Source organism: Spiroplasma endosymbiont of Asaphidion curtum, assembly GCF_964031085.1.
In the GTDB taxonomy this organism is placed as follows: Bacteria; Bacillota_I; Bacilli_A; order Mycoplasmatales; family Nriv7; genus Nriv7.
On sequence record NZ_OZ035001.1, the window covers coordinates 1167677 to 1192873 of the forward strand.

General features: G+C 25.1%; 26 protein-coding genes and 1 pseudogene. 22 read left to right on the forward strand and 5 right to left on the reverse strand.

What is annotated here, in order from left to right:
• Positions 1 to 13 precede the first annotated feature (13 nt).
• From AAHJ00_RS06990 to AAHJ00_RS07020, 7 genes are all read left to right on the forward strand, one after another.
• Entirely contained in the window at positions 14 to 1156 is a 1143-nt protein-coding gene (locus AAHJ00_RS06990; RefSeq protein ID WP_342223929.1) for a hypothetical protein, read from the forward strand.
• Positions 1156 to 2826 carry an ATP-binding cassette domain-containing protein gene (locus AAHJ00_RS06995; protein ID WP_342223930.1) on the forward strand — a complete coding sequence of 557 codons (1671 nt, stop codon included), beginning with the start codon at positions 1156 to 1158 and terminating at the stop codon, positions 2824 to 2826. The genes AAHJ00_RS06990 and AAHJ00_RS06995 overlap by 1 nt, the downstream gene beginning before the upstream one ends.
• Positions 2827 to 2828: 2 nt before the next feature.
• A complete protein-coding gene (locus AAHJ00_RS07000; protein ID WP_342223931.1) occupies positions 2829 to 3956 on the forward strand; it encodes an ABC transporter permease subunit in 1128 nt (375 codons plus the stop codon).
• Positions 3957 to 3958: 2 nt separating this feature from the next.
• Positions 3959 to 4852, forward strand: coding sequence for an ABC transporter permease subunit (locus tag AAHJ00_RS07005; protein WP_342223932.1), 894 nt, complete (start codon positions 3959 to 3961; stop codon positions 4850 to 4852).
• A gap of 1 nt (position 4853) precedes the next feature.
• Entirely contained in the window at positions 4854 to 5540 is a 687-nt protein-coding gene (gene rsmG, locus AAHJ00_RS07010) for a 16S rRNA (guanine(527)-N(7))-methyltransferase RsmG (RefSeq protein ID WP_342223933.1), read from the forward strand.
• A 79-nt stretch (positions 5541 to 5619) separates the two neighbouring features.
• Positions 5620 to 6393 carry an AAA family ATPase gene (locus tag AAHJ00_RS07015; protein WP_342223934.1) on the forward strand — a complete coding sequence of 258 codons (774 nt, stop codon included), beginning with the start codon at positions 5620 to 5622 and terminating at the stop codon, positions 6391 to 6393.
• A complete protein-coding gene (locus AAHJ00_RS07020; protein ID WP_342223935.1) occupies positions 6380 to 7282 on the forward strand; it encodes a ParB/RepB/Spo0J family partition protein in 903 nt (300 codons plus the stop codon). Before AAHJ00_RS07015 ends, AAHJ00_RS07020 begins: the two co-directional genes overlap by 14 nt.
• Before the next feature lie 181 nt (positions 7283 to 7463).
• Here AAHJ00_RS07020 and AAHJ00_RS07025 read toward each other — a convergent pair.
• Positions 7464 to 7808, reverse strand: a pseudogene (locus AAHJ00_RS07025) (transposase family protein); the annotation flags it as partial.
• Positions 7809 to 8027: 219 nt separating this feature from the next.
• Here AAHJ00_RS07025 and ychF point away from each other — a divergent pair.
• Positions 8028 to 9128 carry a redox-regulated ATPase YchF gene (gene ychF, locus AAHJ00_RS07030; protein WP_342223936.1) on the forward strand — a complete coding sequence of 367 codons (1101 nt, stop codon included), beginning with the start codon at positions 8028 to 8030 and terminating at the stop codon, positions 9126 to 9128.
• Positions 9129 to 9200: 72 nt separating this feature from the next.
• Here ychF and AAHJ00_RS07035 read toward each other — a convergent pair whose 3' ends face one another.
• The gene (locus tag AAHJ00_RS07035; RefSeq protein ID WP_342223937.1) at positions 9201 to 9605 is read right to left on the reverse strand and encodes a transposase family protein; all 405 of its coding nucleotides are present in this window, start codon (positions 9603 to 9605) and stop codon (positions 9201 to 9203) included.
• A 67-nt stretch (positions 9606 to 9672) separates the two neighbouring features.
• Between AAHJ00_RS07035 and AAHJ00_RS07040 the strand changes: the two genes are divergently transcribed.
• A complete protein-coding gene (locus tag AAHJ00_RS07040; protein WP_342223478.1) occupies positions 9673 to 10623 on the forward strand; it encodes an IS30 family transposase in 951 nt (316 codons plus the stop codon).
• A gap of 209 nt (positions 10624 to 10832) precedes the next feature.
• Here the strand turns inward: AAHJ00_RS07040 and AAHJ00_RS07045 are convergent, their stop codons facing one another.
• Positions 10833 to 11102, reverse strand: coding sequence for a transposase family protein (locus AAHJ00_RS07045; RefSeq protein WP_342223938.1), 270 nt, complete (start codon positions 11100 to 11102; stop codon positions 10833 to 10835).
• Between the two features lie 278 nt (positions 11103 to 11380).
• Here AAHJ00_RS07045 and gltX point away from each other — a divergent pair, with 278 nt between their 5' ends.
• From gltX to fba, 5 genes are read left to right on the forward strand one after another with little or no spacing between them, the layout of a single operon-like run.
• Complete coding sequence (gltX, locus tag AAHJ00_RS07050) at positions 11381 to 12838, forward strand: glutamate--tRNA ligase (RefSeq protein WP_342223939.1); 1458 nt, start codon at positions 11381 to 11383, stop codon at positions 12836 to 12838.
• Position 12839: 1 nt separating this feature from the next.
• Positions 12840 to 14063 carry an HD domain-containing protein gene (locus AAHJ00_RS07055; protein ID WP_342223940.1) on the forward strand — a complete coding sequence of 408 codons (1224 nt, stop codon included), beginning with the start codon at positions 12840 to 12842 and terminating at the stop codon, positions 14061 to 14063.
• A 19-nt stretch (positions 14064 to 14082) separates the two neighbouring features.
• Positions 14083 to 14508 carry a DNA-directed RNA polymerase subunit delta gene (rpoE, locus tag AAHJ00_RS07060; protein WP_342223941.1) on the forward strand — a complete coding sequence of 142 codons (426 nt, stop codon included), beginning with the start codon at positions 14083 to 14085 and terminating at the stop codon, positions 14506 to 14508.
• 28 nt (positions 14509 to 14536) lie between these two features.
• Positions 14537 to 16138: a CTP synthase gene (locus AAHJ00_RS07065; protein WP_342223942.1), complete on the forward strand. Its 1602-nt coding sequence runs from the start codon at positions 14537 to 14539 to the stop codon at positions 16136 to 16138.
• Positions 16139 to 16163: 25 nt separating this feature from the next.
• Entirely contained in the window at positions 16164 to 17033 is an 870-nt protein-coding gene (gene fba, locus AAHJ00_RS07070; RefSeq protein WP_342223943.1) for a class II fructose-1,6-bisphosphate aldolase, read from the forward strand.
• 203 nt (positions 17034 to 17236) lie between these two features.
• On the opposite strand, the gene AAHJ00_RS07075 is transcribed toward fba, so the two are convergent.
• Positions 17237 to 18187 carry an IS30 family transposase gene (locus AAHJ00_RS07075; protein ID WP_342223478.1) on the reverse strand — a complete coding sequence of 317 codons (951 nt, stop codon included), beginning with the start codon at positions 18185 to 18187 and terminating at the stop codon, positions 17237 to 17239.
• Positions 18188 to 18349: 162 nt separating this feature from the next.
• Between AAHJ00_RS07075 and AAHJ00_RS07080 the strand changes: the two genes are divergently transcribed.
• From AAHJ00_RS07080 to AAHJ00_RS07100, 5 genes are all read left to right on the forward strand, one after another.
• Entirely contained in the window at positions 18350 to 18604 is a 255-nt protein-coding gene (locus AAHJ00_RS07080; protein ID WP_342223944.1) for a hypothetical protein, read from the forward strand.
• 66 nt (positions 18605 to 18670) lie between these two features.
• The gene (locus tag AAHJ00_RS07085) at positions 18671 to 19591 is read left to right on the forward strand and encodes a hypothetical protein (RefSeq protein WP_342223945.1); all 921 of its coding nucleotides are present in this window, start codon (positions 18671 to 18673) and stop codon (positions 19589 to 19591) included.
• Positions 19592 to 19645: 54 nt separating this feature from the next.
• Positions 19646 to 19942, forward strand: coding sequence for a hypothetical protein (locus tag AAHJ00_RS07090; RefSeq protein WP_342223946.1), 297 nt, complete (start codon positions 19646 to 19648; stop codon positions 19940 to 19942).
• A gap of 64 nt (positions 19943 to 20006) precedes the next feature.
• Complete coding sequence (locus tag AAHJ00_RS07095; protein ID WP_342223947.1) at positions 20007 to 20690, forward strand: ATP-binding cassette domain-containing protein; 684 nt, start codon at positions 20007 to 20009, stop codon at positions 20688 to 20690.
• Positions 20659 to 21657 (forward strand): IS1/IS1595 family N-terminal zinc-binding domain-containing protein, encoded by a 999-nt coding sequence (locus tag AAHJ00_RS07100; protein ID WP_342223948.1) that lies wholly within the window; start codon positions 20659 to 20661, stop codon positions 21655 to 21657. Before AAHJ00_RS07095 ends, AAHJ00_RS07100 begins: the two co-directional genes overlap by 32 nt.
• On the opposite strand, the gene AAHJ00_RS07105 is transcribed toward AAHJ00_RS07100, so the two are convergent.
• Positions 21641 to 22591 (reverse strand): IS30 family transposase, encoded by a 951-nt coding sequence (locus tag AAHJ00_RS07105; protein ID WP_342223766.1) that lies wholly within the window; start codon positions 22589 to 22591, stop codon positions 21641 to 21643. The two genes, AAHJ00_RS07100 and AAHJ00_RS07105, sit on opposite strands and share 17 nt — an antisense overlap.
• 57 nt (positions 22592 to 22648) lie before the next feature.
• Between AAHJ00_RS07105 and AAHJ00_RS07110 the strand changes: the two genes are divergently transcribed.
• The 3 genes from AAHJ00_RS07110 to AAHJ00_RS07120 all read left to right on the forward strand — a co-directional run bounded on the left by AAHJ00_RS07110 (position 22649) and on the right by AAHJ00_RS07120 (position 25095).
• Positions 22649 to 22849 (forward strand): hypothetical protein, encoded by a 201-nt coding sequence (locus AAHJ00_RS07110; protein ID WP_342223949.1) that lies wholly within the window; start codon positions 22649 to 22651, stop codon positions 22847 to 22849.
• Between the two features lie 44 nt (positions 22850 to 22893).
• On the forward strand, positions 22894 to 24198 hold the full coding sequence (locus AAHJ00_RS07115; protein ID WP_342223950.1) for a hypothetical protein: 1305 nt from the start codon (positions 22894 to 22896) through the stop codon (positions 24196 to 24198).
• Positions 24199 to 24753: 555 nt separating this feature from the next.
• Positions 24754 to 25095 carry a hypothetical protein gene (locus AAHJ00_RS07120; protein WP_342223951.1) on the forward strand — a complete coding sequence of 114 codons (342 nt, stop codon included), beginning with the start codon at positions 24754 to 24756 and terminating at the stop codon, positions 25093 to 25095.
• Positions 25096 to 25197 lie beyond the last annotated feature (102 nt).

The window sequence follows — 25197 nt, forward strand, 5'->3', positions numbered from 1 at the left end:
AGGTGGGAATAAAGTGGATAAAATATTTAAATTAATAAATAGTATTAATATTGCTAGTATCTTTACTGTTCCCATTTTTGGTTGTAGTCGTTCTGTTATTGAACGAGCAGTTATTTTTGCTAATCATCCATTAAGTATTTATGATAATGCAACAACAAAAAGATTTTATAATTCATCAATTGATATTTTAGATAATTATTGGATTATTGATAATTTGGCTGATAAGACTAATCAATTATTATTTTGACAAAATATGTTGAATATGCATACTAAAAATAAAACAAAATATTTTATTGCTTTAAATCATAATTTTGCTAATAATATTCCTAATTTAACAAAAGAGTTAGAAAAGTCGTTTGCTACTGGTAATAAAATTATTACCTTAGATTATGATTATGTTCATAATTCTGTTAGTAATAAAATTGTTAATTTAGTTGAAATTAAATTTGATGTTTTGGCAATGGGTTATAATTTAGGATATCAATCAGGAATTTATATGTTAAAAAATAGTCAAGATTTTACAATTATTAATAATAAAATTCAAGTTAGTGCTGTTGAATATTTAAATGATCAATTAGCACAACGATTAACTTTTGGATTTCAACAAGGACTGTATCAAGCACAAATTGATAGTAAGCAAGATGCTGGTTATGAGTTTAATTTTGTTGATTGACAAACGCCAATTGATAATCGTGATCCTTTAATTGGATCTGATTTGAATAGTAATAATATGTATAGTATTGCAAAAGCATTATTAGAAAATTATCAAGTTAGTTTAATTTTTAATCCATTATTATTATATAGTAATAATTTAGTAAAAGCTTTTGTTGATAATAATGATAATTTAAAAAAACATTATCTTGTTAGTGTTGATATTATGAATAAAGAAAAATATCATATTAAATCCAAAAATTATTTACTTGCTAGTATTAATCGTAATTTTATTGGTATTTTGTCTAAAATTTATCATTCTGAGGAAATAAAACCACAGTTATTAACTGATTGAAATTTTGTTAGTAATGTTATTGTTGATATCCAAGATATTAAATTTTCTCATCAACAATTTGATAATAATAAATTTGTGTGGAAGCCTTTGCAATGTAATGTTGTTAATGCTCCATTATCACAACATTTTTGTAAAGAGGGAAATAACTAATGTCATCACCTTTAATTGAATTTAATAATGTTTATAAACAATATCAAGATAATTTAGTTTTGAATAATATTACTTTAAAGGTAAATTTTGGTGAAATTCATGCCTTAGTTGGTGATAATGGGGCTGGTAAAACAACTTGTGTGCGTTTATTAGCTGGTTTAGAAAATCCAACAAATGGTGTGATTAAAGTTGCTAATAAACGCATCGGACAGTTTTTTGCTCCTAAATATCAAATTAGTTATGCTGGACAAGATACTTACTTTATTTCTGATTTTAGTGTTCGTCAAAATATAGTTTTGGGAAATGAACCACAATTTTTGAAAATATTTATTAATTGAACAAAGACTGAAATTAAAATTGAAAAATTAATGCGGAAGTATAAAATTTATGTTGACTTAAATAAACAGTTTGGGATTCTTTCATTATCAGAACAAAGAAAGGTGACATTATTAAGAGCTTTGTACCAAAAACCACGAATTTTAGTTTTAGATGAGCCAACAGTTGGTTTACCTTTAGAACAAGAAGAGGAATTTTTACCAATTTTTAAATCTTTTATTAAAGATAAAATTACAGTAATTTTTTCAACACGAAGTAAAGAGTTTGCTAAAGCAGTGTCAAATCATTATTCGTTATTAAATAAAGGTCGGATTGTGTGGACAAAGCATAATAAAAATGTTTTAAAAGTAAAGAAAATTCAACATAAATATTGAACAACAATGATTGACCATAAAAAAGAATCTTTTAAAAAAAGGGAATTAGTATTATATGCTGAAGATATTAGTTTTAATAAACGCAATTATCCAAAGTTAGAAGGTATTGATTTAATTTTACAAGTTGGTGAAATTTTAGGGGTTTATGATCGCACAAATATTAGTAGTTCTTTAATTGGGGATATAATTTCAGGAAAAACTAAATCACCAACAGTAAGAATATTTTTTAAAAATGATAGTATTAATAAAAAAAATCAGGCGTATCGTTATAAATTAGGCATTGATTTAGTACCAGAAAACTTTTTACAAGATGCAACTATTGATACTTATTCTTTAATTGATAATTTTATTTTATGGCATCATAATAATCCTAAATATTTAAATGCTGGAGTTTTAAGGCGTGATGATATTTGATTTAAATTAAAAAAAATTTTACAAAATTATCAAATGCCTGATTTTATTAATGGTAATAGTATTGCCAATATTTTATCTAATGGTGAATTACAAAAATTTGTTTTAGCAAGGACATTAGAAACTAATCCTAAGGTTGTTATTTTAGTTAATCCGTTAATGCATTTAGATAATGATTCAGCAAAGTTGATTATTAGTCGTATTATTGCATTGCAAAAAAAAGGGGTAGCATTTCTTTTAATTGATTGTGATTCTCATCTTTTAGAATTATTAGCTAATCGAGTGACGGTTATTCAAAATGGCAGAATGGTTGCTACTTTAGAAGGGGATGATGTTAAAAGTAATATTTTAAATAATCCGCTGATTCTTTCTAAAAAACGCGAAGATTTGATTGATAAACATATTCAAATTACTAAAAGTGAATTAAAATATAAAAGTATTTCCCGAAAAGTTTTATTGTGACAAAAAATTATTAATAAAATTACAACAGTTAAAGATAAAATTGTGCAAGTAATAGAGACAATTAAAATAAGGATTACTGGTGGTTAAAAATGAATATTATAAGAAATTTTTGAACTAACAAAAAATTAAAAGCAGTAACTGTCGTTTCATTAACAGTAGTTTTACTTTTTGTCTTATCGGCAATAATTTTTATGCTTTTTAGAGTTAGTTCTTTGAAAGCATATTATACATTATTTTTAGTGCCTTTTAATGATATTAATCATTTTCATAATTTTGTAAATTCATTTTCATATTTGCTATTAGCATCATTAGCATCATTAGTAGCATTTCGGTTTCGAATTTATAATCTTGGAGTTATTGGGCAAATGATTATCGGGGCAACAATAACATTTATGCTTTCACGATTATTAACCTCCGTTGGTATTACTACTAAATTTGCAACAATGTTATTAATTTTAGTATCTATTACCGTTGGGGCATTGTATGCTCTAATTGCTGGTTTTTTTAAAACTTATTTTAAAATTAATGAAATGGCATCAACTTTGTTGCTTAATATTATTGCTTTTAATATTTATTATCATTTGCCAGAATGAAGTCAATATAATGATGGTATTATTGATAATAATGCTTCTTTAATAATTAAATTAAGTATGATGGTTTATTTTTCCATTGCAATTTTTATTGCTTTATTTATTTATGGTTTTGTAACTATTTTATTAGATCGTCGTGTGTTTGGTTTTCGTTTAGAATTAATGGTTGTTAATGCTGAAGCCGCTCAATATGCAAGATTAAATCCTAATGCTAAACAATTAATTATTATGACAATTTCAGGAGCAATTGCTGGAATAGCAGGGTATACTTATTTTGTTGCTAATTTAAATAAATTAGGAACATTAAGTTCAACAATGTTACAAGAATTTGATAATTTACTGATTCCTTTATGAGCATTTAATTCTCGTATTGGTGTTTTGTTGCTTAGTATTTTAGTTGGTTTAATTCGTTCGCAAACCCAATTTCTTTCGCTTACATCATTTGATTATGAAATTATTAATATTATTTTTTCATTTTGTATTATCATTTCTGTTTTAGTAAGTTATATTATTTTATGAAAACAAGAACCGAAGTTTTTAATTAATTTTAGAATGCGAGAGTCGTTAGCAAATCAACGACATGATGTTAATGATGAAACTAATATAGTTAATAAGGGGCGATGATAATTATGAATATTATTAATATTTTTATTAGTAGTTTATCATTATCAGCACCATTACTATTTGCAGTTGTGGGATGTATAATAATGCAAAAAGCTGGGATTTTAAATTTTGGTGTTGATGGGGTAATGATTTTGGGTGGTTTATCGTATGCAATTATTATTAAACAATATTTATTTCTTGGTGATAATATTTGTTTTTTAGGTTTTTGTTTAGCATTTATTATTGGTATGGGATTAGGTTCAATTCATGCGTTATTAACGGTTTCTTTAAAAACTAATCAGTTTCTTGTTTCATTTATTTGAAATTATTTGGCTTTAGGTTTAAGTTCGCTAGTTTTAATATTTAATTATGGGCAAAGAACATTAGATGCTAATGAAATTTTTATTGCTCCGATATATATCGGATATCCGTTATCTTTAGTTTTTATTTTTAATGTTATTTTAATATTATTTGTTTCTTGTTTTTTCTTTTTAACGCGACCGGGATTATATTTTAAAGCAGCTGGGAAAAATGCTGTTGTTTTAACATTAAGTCAAATAAATGTTATTAAAATTCGTTATTTAGCAGTTATTGTTGGATTTGGTTTAATATCATTAGGCGGAGCATTTTTTACAAATCAAAAAGGCAGTTTTGATGTTAGCATTAATAATGTTGGATTAATTGCTTTTGCGATTGTGGCATTAAGTCAATGAGCAATATTTAGAAGCGTATTTTTTACTTATTTAGTAACAGTTTTACTTGAATTTAGTGGATTTTTACGACAAGATAGTAATAAGTGATGATGGACAATATTACCGTATGTTTTACCATTATTAATTGCCCCAATATTTGCATTATATAAAAAAAATGATCGGATACCAAAAATGTTAAATATCCCTTATACAAAGGAAAAAAGTTAAGATGTTTGTTAGTTTATTAAAGAAAATAAATATTGTTTGTTCCAGTGAACAACTAAAACAATTAGAAAAATATTTTGAATTATTGCAACAATGAAATGAGAAAATGAATCTCACAACAATAATTAATAAAGAAGAAGTTTATCAAAAACATTTTTTTGATTCATTGTTATTAACAAAAAATGTTGTTTTAGAACAACAACTAATATGTGATGTTGGCACTGGAGCTGGATTTCCGGGAATCGTTATTAAAATTTTATTTCCGAAGATTAAATTATTTCTTGTTGAAGCAATTACTAAAAAGTGTTTATTTTTACAAGTAGTAGTTGAGAATTTATTTTTAAAAGATGTAACGATTATTAATAATCGTGTTGAAAATATTGCTATTCAATATCGTGATTTTTTTGATATTGTTACTGTTAGAGCGGTTGCTAAATTAAATATGTTATTAGAATTATGTGTGCCGATTGTAAAAGTTAAAGGAATATTTATTGCTTTAAAATCAGAAACTAGGGAAGAATTATCTAATAGTCAAAATGCTTTAAAAGTTTTAAATACAAAGTTAATATCTATTTATAGTAGTAATTGAGATTTTTTAGGTAAAAGAACAATTTTATATTTTATTAAGCAAAAAGCGATTGATAAATTATATCCGCGAGATTTTGCTAAAATAAAACAGCAACCATTATAATTTTTAATAAAACTCTTGTTATAATGTTAATATAATTAGGTAAAATATTTGTGAATCTTAAAAAAGGAAGTTAAAATCTATGGCTAAAGTAATTGCAATTGCTAATCAAAAAGGTGGTGTTGGCAAAACGACAACATCAATAAATCTTGCTGCTGGTTTAGGCAGATATGGACAAAAAGTTTTGCTGATTGATTTAGATCCACAAGGAAATACTACAACAGGAATTGGTGCTGATAAAAGTAAAATTGAAAAGTGTATGTTTGATGTTTTAGTTAATGATAGTGCTCTTAGTGAAATTATTCAAAAAAATGTTTGTCAAAATGTTGATTTAGCACCAGCAACATTATCATTAGCAAGTGCTGACTTACATTTATTGGAACAATCTAAAGATAAGCAAAACATTTTGCTTGATAAGTTAAAAGGTATTCTTAATAATTATCATTATATTATTATTGATTGTCCCCCATCATTAGGATTATTAAATCGTAATGCATTAAGTGCATCTAATACAGTAATTATTCCGATTCAAGCCGAATATTATGCTTTAGAAGGATTAACACAATTGTTAACTTCAATTAGATTTGTTCAGCAAAGAAGTAATAAAAATTTAACTATTGAAGGTATTTTATTAACAATGTTTGATAGTAGAACAAAGTTATCGTATGAAGTAATGCAAGAAGCACAAAAGTATTTTAAAGAGAAAGTATATAAAACCTATATTCCGCGAAATATTAAAATATCAGAAGCGCCATCAAATGGGGATGACATTTTTAGTTATGCTGAAAATTCATCGGGTGCAATTGCTTATATGGAACTAGTTAAGGAGGTATTGCTAAATAATGGCACAAAATAAGGATTTAATAAATAAAAGAACATTATCGGTTAAAGGATTAGATAAGATTTTTGGTGAAGAAATTAATGATTTAATTAGTGAAATTGAAACAAATGATGAAATTAAACAAAATGCGATTGAAATTTCACTAAATGAAATTCGTAGTAATCCTTATCAACCACGAATTGTTTTTGACGATGCTGAGATTACACAATTAGGACAATCAATTGTTAAACATGGGGTTATTCAACCAATTATTGTTAAGAAATCAATTAATGGTTATGAAGTTGTTGCTGGTGAAAGAAGAATGCGTGCTTGTAAAAAGATAGGATTAACACATATTGCAGCAATTACTATTAATTTATCTGATAAACAAATGATGGAAATTGCTTTAATTGAAAATATTCAACGAGTTGATTTAAATACCATTGAAGAAGCACAAGCATATCGTGATTTAATGAATAAATTAGATTTAACTCAAAGTGAAGTGGCAATGCAAGTCGGAAAGTCACGATCACATATTGCTAATATTATGCGAATTTTAAATTTACCGCAAAAAATACAAGATTATGTTTTAAATGGTCAATTAACGATGGGGCAGGTGAAGCCATTATTAGCTTTTCAAGATGATGTGGAATTAATTTCTCGTTTAAGTGAACGCATTTTTAAAGAAAATTTAACATCTAGAAAAGTTGAAGATATTGTTCGTTCGTATCAATTACAAATTGGTAAGAAAAATAAAAATGAACAAAAAACTGTTGTCATGCCAAAGTCAGAATATACAACTGTTGCTGAAAGAATGATTAGAACTTTAGGAACTAAGGTTGTTATTGATGATAATCGTATTGTCATTAAGTTTTCTAATGATAAGGATTTGAATCGAATTTTGGCAATTCTTAAAATTATTTAATAGATTTCTTGCATTACTTATTAAAATAATTACAAATTATTTGTAAATAAAAAATACTATATAGTAATTTCTAACTTTTATTAGGTTAATACTTATGGATTTTATTAAATGTGTAAATTTTGACACAACAAAAAATTATTTTATTATTTAAATTTAATTTTAAATAAATATTTTATGTTATCTATAATTGCAAATTATAAATTGAAGCAATTAAATTAAATCTTAAACTAAATCGTTTTCTACGATTACGATATTTTTCAGTAATAATTTTAAATTTTTTAAGAATAGCAAAAATATTTTCAATAATAATTCTCATTTTTGAAATTAATTTATTATTATGTTTTTGTTCTTTATTTAAAGGGTTTTTCTTTGTTTTTTTCTTAGGTATTAGAACATTACTATGAATTTTTTGTATTCCTTGATAACCATTATCAACTATTAATTTAGTATTTTTTAAAATTGGGATTTTTGATTCTTTAAATAAACAAAAATCATGCTTTTTACCGAGAGAAAAATTTGTTGCAATTTTATTTACTTGCACTTACAAGTATAATTCAGCAATTAAATAATTTTGTGTAAAATAAATCAGATTTTAATTTTTTTTATTGTTTAGAAAAATTTAAATTTTATTAAGATTATTGGTATAATTAATAGATAAATATTTGTTTTAATAAATTAGTATTTTATACTATTAAAATTTTATTTATTAATTAAATATTAAATATGAAAGAGGAATAAAGAAATTATGTCTTTAAAAGCAGGAATTGTTGGATTACCTAATGTTGGAAAATCAACATTATTTAATGCCATTACCAATTCTAAAGTTGAAGCAGCAAATTATCCTTTTACAACGATTAATCCTAATGTTGGTATTGTTAAAGTACCAGATAGTAGACTTAATAAGTTGGAAGAAATTTTTCAACCTGAGAAAATTATTGCTAATAATTTTGAGTTTACGGATATTGCGGGGCTTGTTAAAGGAGCATCATTAGGACATGGATTAGGTAATAAGTTTTTAGGTCATATTCGTGAAGTTGATGCTATTTGTGAAGTTGTGCGTTGTTTTGATGATAGTGATGTTAATCATGTTGAAAATACGATTGATCCGATTAGAGATATTGAAATTATTAATTTAGAATTAATTTTAGCAGATTATGATATCGTTATTAAAATATTACAAAAATTAGAAAAACTTGTTAAAAATGATAAAAATCCAGTTTTAATGAAAGAAATTAATTTATTAAAGAAAATTAAAGAAGCGTTATTTGATGGTAAACCGATTCGTCGTTTAGAATTAACAGTTGAAGAAGTTAATCTGATTAAACATTATAGTTTTTTAACTAGTAAACCGATTTTGTATATTGCAAATATTAGTGAAAAAGATTTAGTGGATAAAACTAATAAGTGAGTTGAAAAAGTTAAGGATTATGCTATTGCTGAGAAATCACAAGTTATTGTTATTTGTGCAAAAACAGAATTAGAAATTTCATCATTAGAAGATAATGATAAAAAAGAGTTTTTAAAATCATTAAATTTAGAAACATCAGGTTTAGATCAAATGATATCAAAAACATATCGGACATTAGGTTTATCAACATTTTTTACAGCTGGTAAGAAAGAAGTTCGTGCTTGAACATTTAGAAGTGGTATGGATGCTGTTGAATGTGCTAGTATTATTCATACTGATATTTCTCGTGGTTTTATTAAATTAGAAGTTTATAGTTATGATGATTTAGTTAAATATGGTAGTGAGAATGCGGTTAAATTGTCAGGAAAGTTGCGATTTGAAGGAAAAAATTATTTAATTTCTGATGGTGATATTTGTTATTTTCGTTTTAATGTTTAAGGTCTTTAAGTTATTGAACATTTTTATGTACAATAAAGTAATTATTATAGTAGACTTGGTACATAACTATAACTAGCTTAATTCAAAATTATATATTCCTGAAATTAAGTTAAATCGTAATCCAAATCTTCTAATCTTATTGCGATAACGATAAACTAGTATTTTAAATCTTTTTAATCTAGCAAAAACATGTTCAATGGCAATTCTAACTTTACTTAAAAAGCTATTATATTCCTTTTTATTTGGATTTAAAGGATTATTTTTACTCTTTTTAATTGGCAATAATGTATTTTTATGAACATTTTGCAAACCTTGATATCCTGAATCAGCAATTAATTCTAATTTTGGATTTATAAGTGTATTTGATTTTAAAAATAACTTATAATCATGAATACTGCCATAACAAAAATCTACTGAAATAATTTTATTGTTAAATAGCTGAATTATACTTGTAAGTGCAAGTAAATAAAATTGCAAAAAATCTCATATAAAAATTTCATGATGCTAAGTTTATTTTAGAAAAAACAAAGCAAGGAGTTTTTATATGGGTTACAAACATCTTGGCATATATGAAAGAATTTATATTGAGAATCAATTGAAGTTTAAAGTAAAAATTAGTGAAATAGCTAAAAATCTTAATCGAAGTATTAGTACTATTATTCGAGAAGTCAATAGAAATAAAGATAGTAATCATTATTTTTCATTAATTGCACAAAATAAAGCAGAAAACAGAAAACAATCACATGTTTATTTTCATAAGTTTAAAAATAGAGAATTAGTAAAATATGTACAACAAAAATTACTATTAGGTTGATCGCCTGAACAAATTTATGGCAGAATTAAAAATTTTCATAAAGAATGAATTATTAGTTTTAAAACAATTTACAATTGAATTTATTCTGGATTACTTGAAAAAGTTACTAATAAAAATTTAAGAAGAAAAGGTAAGAAACGAAAATCTCAAGAAAATCGCGGTAAATTTAATGGTAAATCAATTAAAGAACGAAATATTAATGTTAATAATCGTATAACTGTTGGTCATTGAGAAGGTGATACTGTAGTATCATCACGAGGTAAAAGTAAATCATGTTTAATAACTTTAGTTGAAAGAACATCAAGATTTACTTTAGCAATGTTAGTTGAAAATAGAACTACTAAAGTTGTTAACGAAAACATTAGCCATTATTTATCAATTCTTCCAAATAATCTTGTTAAGACTATAACATTTGATAGGGGTAAAGAATTTTCTAATTGACAACAACTTGAAAAAAATTTAAATGTGAAAATTTATTTTGCTAATGCGTATTCGCCTTGACAAAGAGGTACTAATGAAAATACTAATGGTTTAATTAGAGAAAAATTTCCTAAAAAATTTAATTTTTCAAATACTACTAAAAATGCAGTTCATAAATTTATATTGTCTTTAAACCAAAGACCAAGAAAAATACTAAATTATCTTTCACCAATCGAATATTTGGTTAGAAAAATAATTTAGTTGCACTTAACTTTACAATTTGGCATAAATCAATAATTATTTGTGATTTTAATGAATGTTGCCTTTTCTTACCAGAAAATAATAATTTTAGTTTTTTTTAATTCTTTCAATTGGAATTTCTGTAGCATCAATTGCTAATAAATTATTATTAGTACCCTTATTTTCCAATAATATCTTTTTGCCAGGTATATGAAAGTGACTATTTTTTATTAGAGTATTTTCAACTCAAAAGATATTACGAATACAACTAACATGACTAATATTATATTTTTTGCAATAATACGATATGTACTATATTCTTTTCAGTATTCTAAAGTCATAAGTAATCTTTGCTCTATTGATAATTTATTTGGTCTACCACCAATTTGTTTTTGTTTAGCTTCAGCTTTTTTTAAAATTTCTACCATTTTCATGAAAGTTTTATATTTTATGCCTATTAGACTATAAAATTCATTTTCGTCTTTGTATTTATCTAACATTTGTACTTCACCTAGGAAATAATATTATCAAAATAGTAGATAAAATTAAAGGTTATGTACCAAGTCTAGTGTAAAATAAATTAGTAGTTAAAAACTAATTTATTTTACACTAGACTTGGTACATAACTATAACATTTTGCACCTACCAAACTATAAAATTCACTTTCATCTTTATATTTATCTAATATTTGTGCTTCATCTAGAAAATAATATTATCAAAATAGTAGATAAAATTAAAGGTTATGTACCAAGTCTATTAAAAGAAATGGAGATAATAGATGAACAAAATAAGATTACGCTATGCGCCTAGTCCGACAGGATATTTACATATTGGTGGTGCCAGAACAGCAATTTTTAATTATTTATTTGCTAAACATTATAATGGCACATTTATTGTACGAATTGAAGATACTGATTTAGAACGAAATGTTAGTGGTGGTATTAAGTCACAATTAGATAATTTACGATGATTAAATATTGTTATTGATGAAACTATTGATACATTAGGTAATTTTGGACCATATCAGCAAACTAAGCGTTTACAAATTTATATTAAATATGCTAATGAGCTTGTTAATAATAGTTTAGCATATTATTGTTATTGTTCAACAGAACAATTAACACAAATGAAACAAAAACAAATTGAGCAAGGAATAGCACCAAGTTATGATGGCAATTGTTGAAGTCTTTCTATTAATGATATTAAAGAAAAAGAAGTTTTAGGAATTAAACCAAGTATTAGAATCCGAATCCCAGAAAATAGATCTTATATTCTTAATGATTTGGTACGGAAAGAAGTAATATTTGCTAGTAAAGATATTAGTGATTTTGTTATTATTAAATCAAATGGGGTTGCTACTTATAATTTTGCTGTTGTTATTGATGATTATTTAATGAAAATTAGTCATGTTTTACGAGGTGAGGAGCATTTATCTAATACTCCGAAGCAATTAGTAGTATATGAAGCTTTTAATTGAACACCACCAATTTTTGGTCATTTACCATTAATTGTTAATGAAAATCGGAAAAAATTGTCAAAACGCGATGGAACAATTGTACAATTTATTAGTCAGTATCGGGAATTAGGATATTTACCAGAGGCTTTATTTAATTTTTTTGTTTTATTAGGTTGATCACCACCAGATACCCAAGAAATTTATTCAATATCGCAATTAATTGCTATTTTTGATGAAAATCGTTTTAGTAAATCTAGTAGTTTGTTTGATGTTAATAAACTTAATTGAATTAATAATAAGTATATTCAGAAATTAGATGCGATTGCTTACTGAGAATTATGTTTGCCATTTTTATGTAAAGTTTATGAAATAAAAGCATATCCGTTAGTTTGATGGCAGGAAGTAGTTAGTTTGTATCAGCAAGAATTAATTTATGCTCAACAAATAAGTGCTTTAGTTGCTATGTTTATTGAAGATGATATTGTGGTCACAGAAATTATTGAATATTTAAAAACTAATGATGTTTTATTAGTCATTAATAGTTTTAAGCAATTAATTGAAAATTTAAAGCAATGAGATGATGATAGTATTAATGGCATTATTACTACGATTAAAAAAGAACTAAATCTTAAAGGTAAAGACTTATTGATGCCAATTAGAATTGCTAGTTCAAAACGAATGGTAGGACCACAATTAGTAAAAACAATTAAACTTTTAGGTCAAAAAAAAGTTATGAATAATATTAATGAAATATTAGAAATACTTAATAGGGTGGGGTAAGATGATGAGTCAATGAATGGTTCGTGATAGTATTTATGGTAATATTAATGTTCAAGAATCAGTTATTATTGCTTTAATTAATAGTAAAGAGTTTCAACGCTTAAGAAGAATTTTACAATTAGGTGGTGGACAATTTGTTTTTCCTAGTGCTGTTCATAATCGCTTTAGTCATTCATTAGGAGTTTATTATTTAATTGATAAAATTTTTAAAAATTCTAGTTTTCATAATGTATCTAATGAAGAAAAAACTTTAACAAAAATTGCTGGTTTATTACATGATTTAGGGCATGGTCCTTTTTCTCATAGTTTTGAAAAAGTTTCGACAATTAATCATGAACAATGAACAATTGCCATTATTCAAAATGAACAATCGCAAATTAATCAAGTTTTAAAAGCATTTAATATTGATGCGCAAGCTGTTTGTCAAATTATTGCTAAAACTCATCCTAATAAAATTCTTTTATCATTAGTAAGTTCCCAACTTGATTGTGATCGGATGGATTATTTGTTAAGAGATTCTTATCACACAGGTGTTGAATATGGAAATTTTGATATTGATTGAATTATGGAAAATTTACGAATTGTTAATAATGAAATTGTTTATGATGAAAAGGCATTATTTGCAATTGAAAATTATTTGTTAGGTCGTTGCCATATGTATTGACAAATTTATAATCATAAGGTTGGCATTAGTTTTGATTATTTATTAGTAAATATTTTTAAACGTTTAAAATATTTGTTTACAAAAAATTTTAAGTTTAAGAGTGATATTAGTTTAGTTGAACTTTTATTACAAGAAAATAATCCGGAACAATTAAATGTAAGTCATTATTTACAACTTGATGATTATAGTTTAATGAGTTTTTTTAGTTTGTTAGCTAAAGAAGAAGATAATATTTTGCAAGATTTAACAGACCGTATTGTTAATCGAAGATTTTTTAAGTTAATTACTAATGTTAGTGCTAATGATTTAAAAAACTATCAAAAATTGTTAGTTGCAGGAAATTATGATTTAGATTATTATTTAATTATTGAAGAATTTAATCAACCAACATTATATCAGCAAGATTTAATGGAACAACCAATTAAATTAATTAATAAAAATGATGTAGTATTTAATTTAGAAAAAAAATCTAAGTTAATTAATACTAATGAACAAAGTAGTAAACAAGTTGAAAGCCAACAATATGTATTATTACCAAAAGAAGTTTTAGTACAAACATAGATTTAGAAGGAGATAATATATGAATAAGTCTTTAGTTGATTTGGCATATGAATTTCTTATTAAGCGAAAACACGCTGGTTTTAAAGAAATTTATGATTATGTTAAGATTGCCAAGGAAACACCAATTGAAGCCGAAGCAAAAGAAATGGTTAATTTATATACTGATATGGTATTGGATAATCGTTTTTTGTTAATTCAAGATAACGAATGAGGGTTACGACAAGATTATAAGTTTGATGAAATTAAAAAACAATTAGAGTTTTTATTTGCTATTAATGATGATATTGATCCTAAGGAATTAGAAGTTACTGAAATTATTGATGAAGTTGATGATGTTTTTGAAGAAAGTATTGATAGTGAAGATGAATTAGAAATTGATAGTGATGAAGAAGAAGATAAAGTTGATTGAGATGAAATTGAAAAAGAAATGGAAGAAAATAACTAGTTGTTAGAGTTAGAGAAGGTGAATTATAATGACAAAATATATTTTTATTACTGGGGGTGTAGTTTCTAGTTTAGGCAAGGGAATTGCTGGTGCTTCAATTGGTCATATTTTAAAAGATAGTGGATTAAAAGTTTTTATGCAAAAATTTGATCCATATATTAATGTTGATCCGGGAACAATGAATCCATATGAACATGGTGAAGTTTTTGTTACTGCTGATGGTAGTGAAACTGATTTGGATTTAGGTCATTATGAACGTTTTATTGATGAAAATTTAACTTGCTATTCATCAATTACTGCTGGTAAAGCATATTTAGAAGTAATTGAGAAAGAACGGAATGGTGATTATGAAGGTAAAACAGTTCAAGTAGTACCACATTTAACAGATATTATTAAGAAAAAGATTTATTTGGCAGCAACTGTTAGTAAAGCTGATATTATTATTGGTGAAATTGGAGGCACTGTTGGTGATATTGAGTCATTACCATTTATTGAAACGATTCGGCAAATAAGAATGGAAAAAGGGAAAGAAAATGTGTTATTTATTCATGTTGCTTTAGTACCATTTATTGCTGCTAGTGGTGAATTTAAAACAAAACCAGTTCAACATTCAGTTAAAGAATTATTATCGTTAGGAATTCAACCAGATATTATTCTTGCTCGTAGTGAACAAGAGTTATCAGCACAATTAATTGATAAAATTTCTTTATTTTGTAATGTCAATCGTAATGCTGTTTTTAGTACTTATGATGTTGATAATATTTATAAAGTACCAGTTGTTCTTTATGAACAAGATATTTTAACAACGATTGCTTCATTATTACATTTAAAAATTAAACATAATAATTTAAAGAAATTAAAATTGTTTTTACAAAAAGCTTGTGATGCTAAAAATAAAGTCATTAAGATTTATTTAGTTGGTAAATATATTGAATTACCGGATGCGTATTTATCAGTTTTAGAGTCATTAAAGTTAGCTGGTTATGAAAAAGGTGTTGAGGTTAAAGTTCAATGAATTGGTGCCAATGATATTGATGAAAATAATTATGAAAATATCTTTAAACATTGTAAGGGTATTATTGTACCAGGTGGTTTTGGTTATCGTGGCATTGAAGGAAAAATATTAGCTGCTAAGTATGCTAGAAAACATCATATTCCTTATTTTGGAATTTGTTTAGGTATGCAAACGGCATTAATTGAATTTGCTCAAGATGTTTGTAAATTACCAGATGCTCATTCTGAAGAATTTTTTCCTGAATGTAAAAATCCGATATTACATTTAATTAGAGGAAAAAATTCAACTGATCATATTGGTGGTACATTGCGATTAGGAAATTATGATATTAATATTGAGGATAAAACACTTGTTTTTAAATTATATAAGAAAAAAGTTATCCAAGAACGACATCGCCATCGTTATGAAGTAAATAATGATTATTTGGATTTATTTAAAGAAAAGGGGATTATTTTTAGTGGCATGTATAAAAAACAATCTTTAGTGGAGATTATTGAATTAAAGAACCATCCGTTTTTTATTGGTAGTCAATATCACCCTGAATTTATATCGCGACCTAGCAAACCAAATCCATTATTTATTGGATTTATTGAAGCAGTAATTAAAGCACATTAACAAATTTTAATCTTGGAGGATAAAAATGGCAAAATTAGTTAATCCAACAGTAATGTTGCAAAAAGCAAGAAAAGAAAATTATGCAATTGCGCATTTTAATATTAATAACTTAGAATGAATTAAAGCAATTTTAAAAGCAGTACAAGAAACTAATAGTCCGGTAATTTTAGGAGTATCGGAAGGGGCAATTAAATATATGGGGGGAGTTAAAACTGTTTATGGACTGGTTACTAATCTAATGGATTTCATTAAGGTTACTGTTCCCATAGTATTACATTTAGACCACGGTCAAACTGTTGAATCGTGTATTGCTGCGATTGATGCTGGTTTTTCTTCAGTAATGTTTGATGGTAGTCATCATCCTCTTGCTGAAAATTTAAAATTAACTGCCCAAGTAGTAGAATATGCTCATCGTAAAAATGTTGCTGTTGAGGCCGAAGTTGGTACCATTGGCGGTGAAGAAGATGGTGTTATTGGTACTGGTGAATTAGCAACACTTGATGAATGTCAAGCAATGAAAAACTTGGCTGTTGATTTTTTAGCTGCGGGAATTAACAATATTCACGGTCCATATCCTAAAAATTGAGATGGTTTAAAATTAGATTTGTTAAAAAATATTTCTGAGAATATTTCTTTACCACTGGTGTTACATGGTGGTTCGGGAATTGATATGGAACAAATTAAACAAGCGATTAGTTTAGGAATTAGTAAAATTAATGTTAATACGGAATTACAATTAGAATTTCAACAAGCAACAAGACAGTATATTGTTGCTGAAAAAGATCAAACTGGTAAAGGTTATGATCCACGAAAATTATTAAATCCGGGAATTGTTGCTGTTGAGAATAAAGCTAAACAATTATTAGCAGAGTTTGGTAGTTTAGGTAAAGCTTAATTTAAAAAAGAATATTGATGTAGTTAGTAAATAAAAAAGAACACCTTTAAGGCGTTCTTTTTTATTTATCATAATATAGTTAAAATATAAATAAAAGAAAAGAAAAGTAAAAATTTTAGGATTAATTTAGTATCAAATAATACTTTTTAAAATTATATGATAAAATATTTTATAAAAAAGCCAAATTGTAAAGTTAAGTGCAACTAAATTATTTTTCTAACCAAATATTCGATTGGTGAAAGATAATTTAGTATTTTTCTTGGTCTTTGGTTTAAAGACAATATAAATTTATGAACTGCATTTTTAGTAGTATTTGAAAAATTAAATTTTTTAGGAAATTTTTCTCTAATTAAACCATTAGTATTTTCATTAGTACCTCTTTGTCAAGGCGAATACGCATTAGCAAAATAAATTTTCACATTTAAATTTTTTTCAAGTTGTTGTCAATTAGAAAATTCTTTACCCCTATCAAATGTTATAGTCTTAACAAGATTATTTGGAAGAATTGATAAATAATGGCTAATGTTTTCGTTAACAACTTTAGTAGTTCTATTTTCAACTAACATTGCTAAAGTAAATCTTGATGTTCTTTCAACTAAAGTTATTAAACATGATTTACTTTTACCTCGTGATGATACTACAGTATCACCTTCTCAATGACCAACAGTTATACGATTATTAACATTAATATTTCGTTCTTTAATTGATTTACCATTAAATTTACCGCGATTTTCTTGAGATTTTCGTTTCTTACCTTTTCTTCTTAAATTTTTATTAGTAACTTTTTCAAGTAATCCAGAATAAATTCAATTGTAAATTGTTTTAAAACTAATAATTCATTCTTTATGAAAATTTTTAATTCTGCCATAAATTTGTTCAGGCGATCAACCTAATAGTAATTTTTGTTGTACATATTTTACTAATTCTCTATTTTTAAACTTATGAAAATAAACATGTGATTGTTTTCTGTTTTCTGCTTTATTTTGTGCAATTAATGAAAAATAATGATTACTATCTTTATTTCTATTGACTTCTCGAATAATAGTACTAATACTTCGATTAAGATTTTTAGCTATTTCACTAATTTTTACTTTAAACTTCAATTGATTCTCAATATAAATTCTTTCATATATGCCAAGATGTTTGTAACCCATATAAAAACTCCTTGCTTTGTTTTTTCTAAAATAAACTTAGCATCATGAAATTTTTATATGAGATTTTTTGCAATTTTATTTACTTGCACTTACAAGTATAATTCAGCAAAAGGATATTAATACTAACTGTAAATTTTAAAAATATTTTAGGAGATAATTGTAATGTGAAAAATGATTAGTTTTTTTAATATTTATTTATTAGTAAGTATTAGTTTTGTAAAACCACTATATCTTGTTAATGACGATAATGAAAATCTTTTAACTGGTTATAGTTGTGCTTTTGAAACCAATAATCGTAACGAACTAATAACAAGAGAAAAAAATCGTAGTCAATATTTAGATGTGAATAGTGATGATGCTATTGGTATGGAAGTTATTATGCAGTATGCAAAGATGGTTAGAAAATATTATTTTTAATCTCAAGAAATAGCATCATTAAGGTCTTGTTATGAAGAAATATTAAAAGTTTCGGAAAATAGTAAATTGGCTTATGATAAGTTTATTCATAATACTAAGCAATTACAAAATGAATCAGGTTATTATCCTTCTTTAACAATATTAATTGCTAAAATTAGAACAACAATATTACGCCATAATTATTATCCACTGTTAGATTTTAATTCTATTATTAATGCTGTTGGCAGCGAAAAACAACATTTATTAAGTTTATATAATTATTTAAGTAAATATTATGGTATTGAAAATATTAAGCGTTGATTGTTTGCTCTTGTTTTTACGAATAATATGCAAAAGCGCTATTCAGGAGTTTTAGGAATTACAGTATTAAATAGTTTTTATGGTTATCAGTTTATTGCTTTAGATCCAAATATTTTAAGTAAAAATGTTGTTTTAGAAAATTATCAGTTAGGTCATTGAGTATCTAATAATATTATTACTGGTGTTATTCATGAATATGGTCATATGTTAGAATTTGCTTTATCGTTTTTACCTGAACAGTTAAACAAGAACATTTTACCAAATAAAATTATTAATAATGAAAATAAAATTACTACTAATAATGAAAGTAATTATTTTTTAAATAATTGGTTTTTACAAGTTGATTATGAAAATATTAATAATGATGTTATTAGAGGTTATAAAGTTCAACCAAGTAATTTCTCAGCATCTAATGAATTTATTCGTTTTATTGGTAAAAAATTGGGGTTTAATCATGCCAATATTAATGTTTGAAAAGTAGATGATAATAATGAATTTTTGGAAATTAATCGTAGTACTTTAATAAGTGCTTTAGTATCAAAATTATTTGTTGATAGTCGTTATGGCAAGTTTACTAATTGAAATCAGCAATTTGCCGAGTTAATTAGTCAATGATTATTTACACCTAATAATTATGAGCAGAATAAACTTTCTGTTCGTTGAACATTATTAAATGAGTTTTTTTAGAATATTTACCCAAAAAATATCAACAAATTCTTGGTAATGATTAGGAGTAAGAAAATGAAATCATTGGTTTTATTAATAGTTATTAACTTACCTTTAATAATTATCGGTTGTTCACAAGGCAATATTGATAATATTATTAGTAGTACATCTTTTTGTGATTATCAAAGCAATTTAGTAAAAGAAAAATTAATTTTAGAATCGTCAGAAGAAGAAAGATTAAACTTATTTAAATCAGAAAATAATTGAGATAAGTATGAAGAGGCTTTAAATACTAAGGGTTCTTTTACTAATATTCAAAAAGCAAAAATTCAAGGATGTTTTAATGTTTTTAATAATAGACTTGGTACATAACTATAACATTTTGCACCTACCAAACTATAAAATTCACTTTCATCTTTATATTTATCTAATATTTGTGCTTCGTCTAGAAAATAATATTATCAAAATAGTAGATAAAATTGAGGGTTATGTACCAAGTCTATTATCATTTACGATTAAAGAAGGTGAAAAATGATTGGTGCAAGGATATAATGGGATTGGAAAAACAACATTACTAGAAACTTTAACTGGTAATATTAAACCAATCTCAGGGGTAATTACAATTGGTGATAATGTTACGATTGGTTATTTTAAACAGTTTTATAATTTTCTTGAATTATCACCAATTCAATATTTAAAATCATTAAATCCGGAAATGGATGATGGTGAAATTAGGAAAATATTAGCTAGTTTTGGAATTAAACGCGAATTAGCGATGCAATCACTTAATAAATTATCAGGGGGGGAACAAACTAAAGTTCGGTTAGCAGTTTTGCCTTTAGTTCCTTGTAGTTTATTAATTTTAGATGAGCCAACTAATCATTTGGATGATTTAGCTAAAGATTCATTATTAGAAGCAATTACTAATTATTCTGGGACAGTATTATTGACTAGTCATGATATTAATTTTAATATTTCTTGAGTTGATAAAACATTAAATTTTTTTAATTTTGTCGAAAACTCTTGATATTTATTGAATATACTTAATTTTAGGTATATTTTTAATATGATAGAGGTGGATAATAATTATGGAAAAAATAATTCAAGAACTAGTAAATAATTTAACAGATGATCAATTTTTAGAATTTTATGAAAAAGTCAAACAACAAGCAGAATTAATAAAAAAACAAAAACGTTTAAATGAAATTGATCAAAAATTTAGAGCTCAAGGTATTAAATGCCCTAAATGTGAATCTTACCATTGCGTTAAAAATGGACATAATTCAGAAGGAAAACAAAAATATTTATGTAAAAATTGCTGTGCAAGTTTTGACGCTTTTCGTAATCATTTTATTTATTGAAGTCATTTAAATTATGAACAATGAAATTTATTGATTCAAATTTCATTGCTGGGGCAATCTAGTAAAACAATTTCTCGTTTTATTAAAACTACATTAAAAACCGCTTGATATAATCGTCAAAAATTAATGAAATCAAAACAATTAGAAAATACCCAATTAAAATTTAAAAAATTATCTGGTAAAATCCAAATCGATGAAACTTTTATTAAAGAAATCCATAAAGGAAATTTCAAACATAAAACTGATCCACGAAGAATTCACCTTGACCCATTCACAACTAATACTAAATGCTGTATTCAAATGGCAATTGATAATAATAACAATATTTATGTTAAATCCACAAACACCAAACGTTTACAAAAACAATGAGTTATTGAAAATATGAACAAAGAATTAATTAACAAAAATTCAATTATTACTTCTGATATGCAAAAATTATATTTTTTAGTAGCAAAACAAACAAATTCTACTTTATGTGTAACTAAAACAACAATTAATCCTGAAGCTAGTTATCGTAACTTAAATAAAATCAGTAAATTACAATCTAGTCTTAAAGAAGCCTTAATTCATTATCATGGTTTAGGTTTTACTAATATTCAAAATTATTTAAATCTCTGAAAATGAAAATACCAACATAAGGGTTTAACTCCAAACCAACAAACAGCGGTATTATATTTTAATGTATGCCAAATTGTAAAGTTAAGTGCAACTAAATTATTTTTCTAACCAAATATTCGATTGGTGAAAGATAATTTAGTATTTTTCTTGGTCTTTGGTTTAAAGACAATATAAATTTATGAACTGCATTTTTAGTAGTATTTGAAAAATTAAATTTTTTAGGAAATTTTTCTCTAATTAAACCATTAGTATTTTCATTAGTACCTCTTTGTCAAGGCGAATACGCATTAGCAAAATAAATTTTCACATTTAAATTTTTTTCAAGTTGTTGTCAATTAGAAAATTCTTTACCCCTATCAAATGTTATAGTCTTAACAAGATTATTTGGAAGAATTGATAAATAATGGCTAATGTTTTCGTTAATAACTTTAGTAGTTCTATTTTCAACTAACATTGCTAAAGTAAATCTTGATGTTCTTTCAACTAAAGTTATTAAACATGATTTACTTTTACCTCGTGATGATACTACAGTATCACCTTCTCAATGACCAACAGTTATACGATTATTAACATTAATATTTCGTTCTTTAATTGATTTACCATTAAATTTACCGCGATTTTCTTGAGATTTTCGTTTCTTACCTTTTCTTCTTAAATTTTTATTAGTAACTTTTTCAAGTAATCCAGAATAAATTCAATTGTAAATTGTTTTAAAACTAATAATTCATTCTTTATGAAAATTTTTAATTCTGCCATAAATTTGTTCAGGCGATCAACCTAATAGTAATTTTTGTTGTACATATTTTACTAATTCTCTATTTTTAAACTTATGAAAATAAACATGTGATTGTTTTCTGTTTTCTGCTTTATTTTGTGCAATTAATGAAAAATAATGATTACTATCTTTATTTCTATTGACTTCTCGAATAATAGTACTAATACTTCGATTAAGATTTTTAGCTATTTCACTAATTTTTACTTTAAACTTCAATTGATTCTCAATATAAATTCTTTCATATATGCCAAGATGTTTGTAACCCATATAAAAACTCCTTGCTTTGTTTTTTCTAAAATAAACTTAGCATCATGAAATTTTTATATGAGATTTTTTGCAATTTTATTTACTTGCACTTACAAGTATAATTCAGCGTATAAAAAAGTTAAAGTAAAAATAGTAATTTTACATAAAAGCATTTTAAAATTATCAAGTTGATGATTCTTTTTATTTTATCAAGAGTTTTCGACAAAATTAAAATTAAATTTTATGAATTTTATGATAAAAAATGATAAAATAAATTAAATAAAATAATTTTTTTGAAATAATTAAAATTATGGAGGAAAATAATGATTAAAAAAATACCATTAGTTGTTAATATTATCATCATCATTATATTGTTTTTATTATCAGGGTGTCGGTTTTTTAATTTTTATGATTATCAATTATTTAATGATAATGATTCGTTAGTTAATTATAATTGTGCTTTTGAGGGTAAGAATTTTAATCCTCAAATTATAGCGGGAAACATAAAAGATATTGAGCATCATTTGAATTTAGATTTTGAACAATCATTTGGTGCTGATAATTTAAAATATATGAAATATTTAGCAACTATTAATAGAAAGAAAAACAATATTGCTGAAAGACGGGCATTACAATCTTGTTATAATGAGATTTTAAAAGTTTCTAATAAAAGTGCAGAGCAATATAATAAGTATGAACAAAGTTCATTGTTGTTAAGAGATTATTATTTAAGTTATGATGATTTAGTAAGAAATCTTGAAAATACTGACTTAAGAGATGGACAAAAACCAATGCTTGATTTGAAACTATTGGAACAAATAATTGGTAATAATTCAAAGTATTTGTTAGCGATGTATAATTATTTAAGTAAATATTATGGTAAAAAAAATGTTGCTAAGTTATTAGTTGCCCTTTTATTTACTAATAAGTTTAATTTAGAGAGTGATTCAAAAAAAATTTTAGGAAGTACTCTTTTAAATTTAAAATATGGTTATCAATTTATTGCTTTGCATCCAAATATTGTTGATGAAGATAATATTGAATCTCAATATTCTAATGGACAATTTTCAACTAGTAATGTTACTACTGGTGTTATTCATGAGTATGGTCATGCTTTAGAAAACTTGTTAATGTTTTTTCCTGAGCAGTTGAATACTAATTTTTTACCAGATAAAACTAATGGTGCTAATAAAATTCTTTTAGATAATTGATTTAAAAATGGATTACAAAAGTCTACTAATAAAAATCAAACGAGATATAAAAAGGGATGAGAATTAAAAAAAACAAAAATTAATGCATCTCAAGAATTTGTTCGTTTTATTGCTAGTAAATTTGGTTATCTTCCAAGTAAGATTAAATTTACTGATAGAAATGACAAAACATATTTTCTTAATCCAGAAACAAAAATTAGTGCTTTAGTATCAAAATTATTTGTTGATAGTAAATATGGTAAGTTTGTTAGTTTAAAAGAACAGTTTGCGGAGTTATTTAGTCAGTGATTGTTGCAACCGATTAATAGACTAAGCAATAGATTATTATCGGTTCGCTGAACAATGCTAAATGAGTTTTTCTTAGAATATTTACCTAATAAATATTATCAAATTATTGGAACAAAATTGATTGAATAAGCGATAATGTTGTTGGTAACAAACAAGATAGGTTAAAAAATACTTGGGGCGCATAAAGTTTTGTTAGGTGGGAAAAGATTTGAATAAGTATTAAGGCGATCAGCAATGATTGTCTTTTTATTTTATAAGGTGTTAAAAATTTGTTCTTTGAAAATTAAATACAAGTGAATTAATAATGTTGGTATGTATTAAAGCACGATAAATTGTGGGTGGTCGCCATAACCAAAAGAAGTTTACCAGTTAATAGATAACACCCTGTTAGCTATAGCAATTTGTTTCGTTTTGCAATAAAAAAATGAATGGGTGGATTTCCTAAAAATATACACGCTATTAAATTAGTTCCAAGGGTAGGGTGCGGACATTAAAGTGTAGAAATTTCTATATAGGGGTATGCTAAATTTAAAATTATTAAAATCTTTATCTAATTAAAAAACAAAATTTACTAACAAAGCTTGTTAAACACTTAAATCTGCGATATATAAGTGTTTAAAAAACTAAGTTAACTAACAACTTAGTTAATATAACTTAGTTTATCTATAAGAAAGGTAATTTACTATGAAAAACATTGAAAACATTTTCTTAAATACTAAAAAATATCTCTTAAAAGAAACGCAAAACGCAATGCTTATTAAAGCACCAAAAATTCCATGATTTAATGAACAAATCGGTATTTGGTTTCCAAAACGATTTGTTTATAAAGGAAAATATGAAAATTCAATTTGCATCGGAATAATAAAAGATAGTAAATATCAAGTAATCTCAATTAATCAAAAAGAAAAAGAAACCAAATTAATTAAAGGCCAAGAATTATTAGGATTCTTCATTGCCGAAAAAGAAAACAACAAAAAAGATATAAGGTCGCGTTTAGTTTTCTTAGGTATTGCTTTGAAGAAGTAAAACAATCAGCTAATTATATTATTTAATTACTAAACTAACCCCGCCTTTCTTGTTATTGTCATTTTTACTCATTATCATCTTACCATATTATTGAATTTTTAC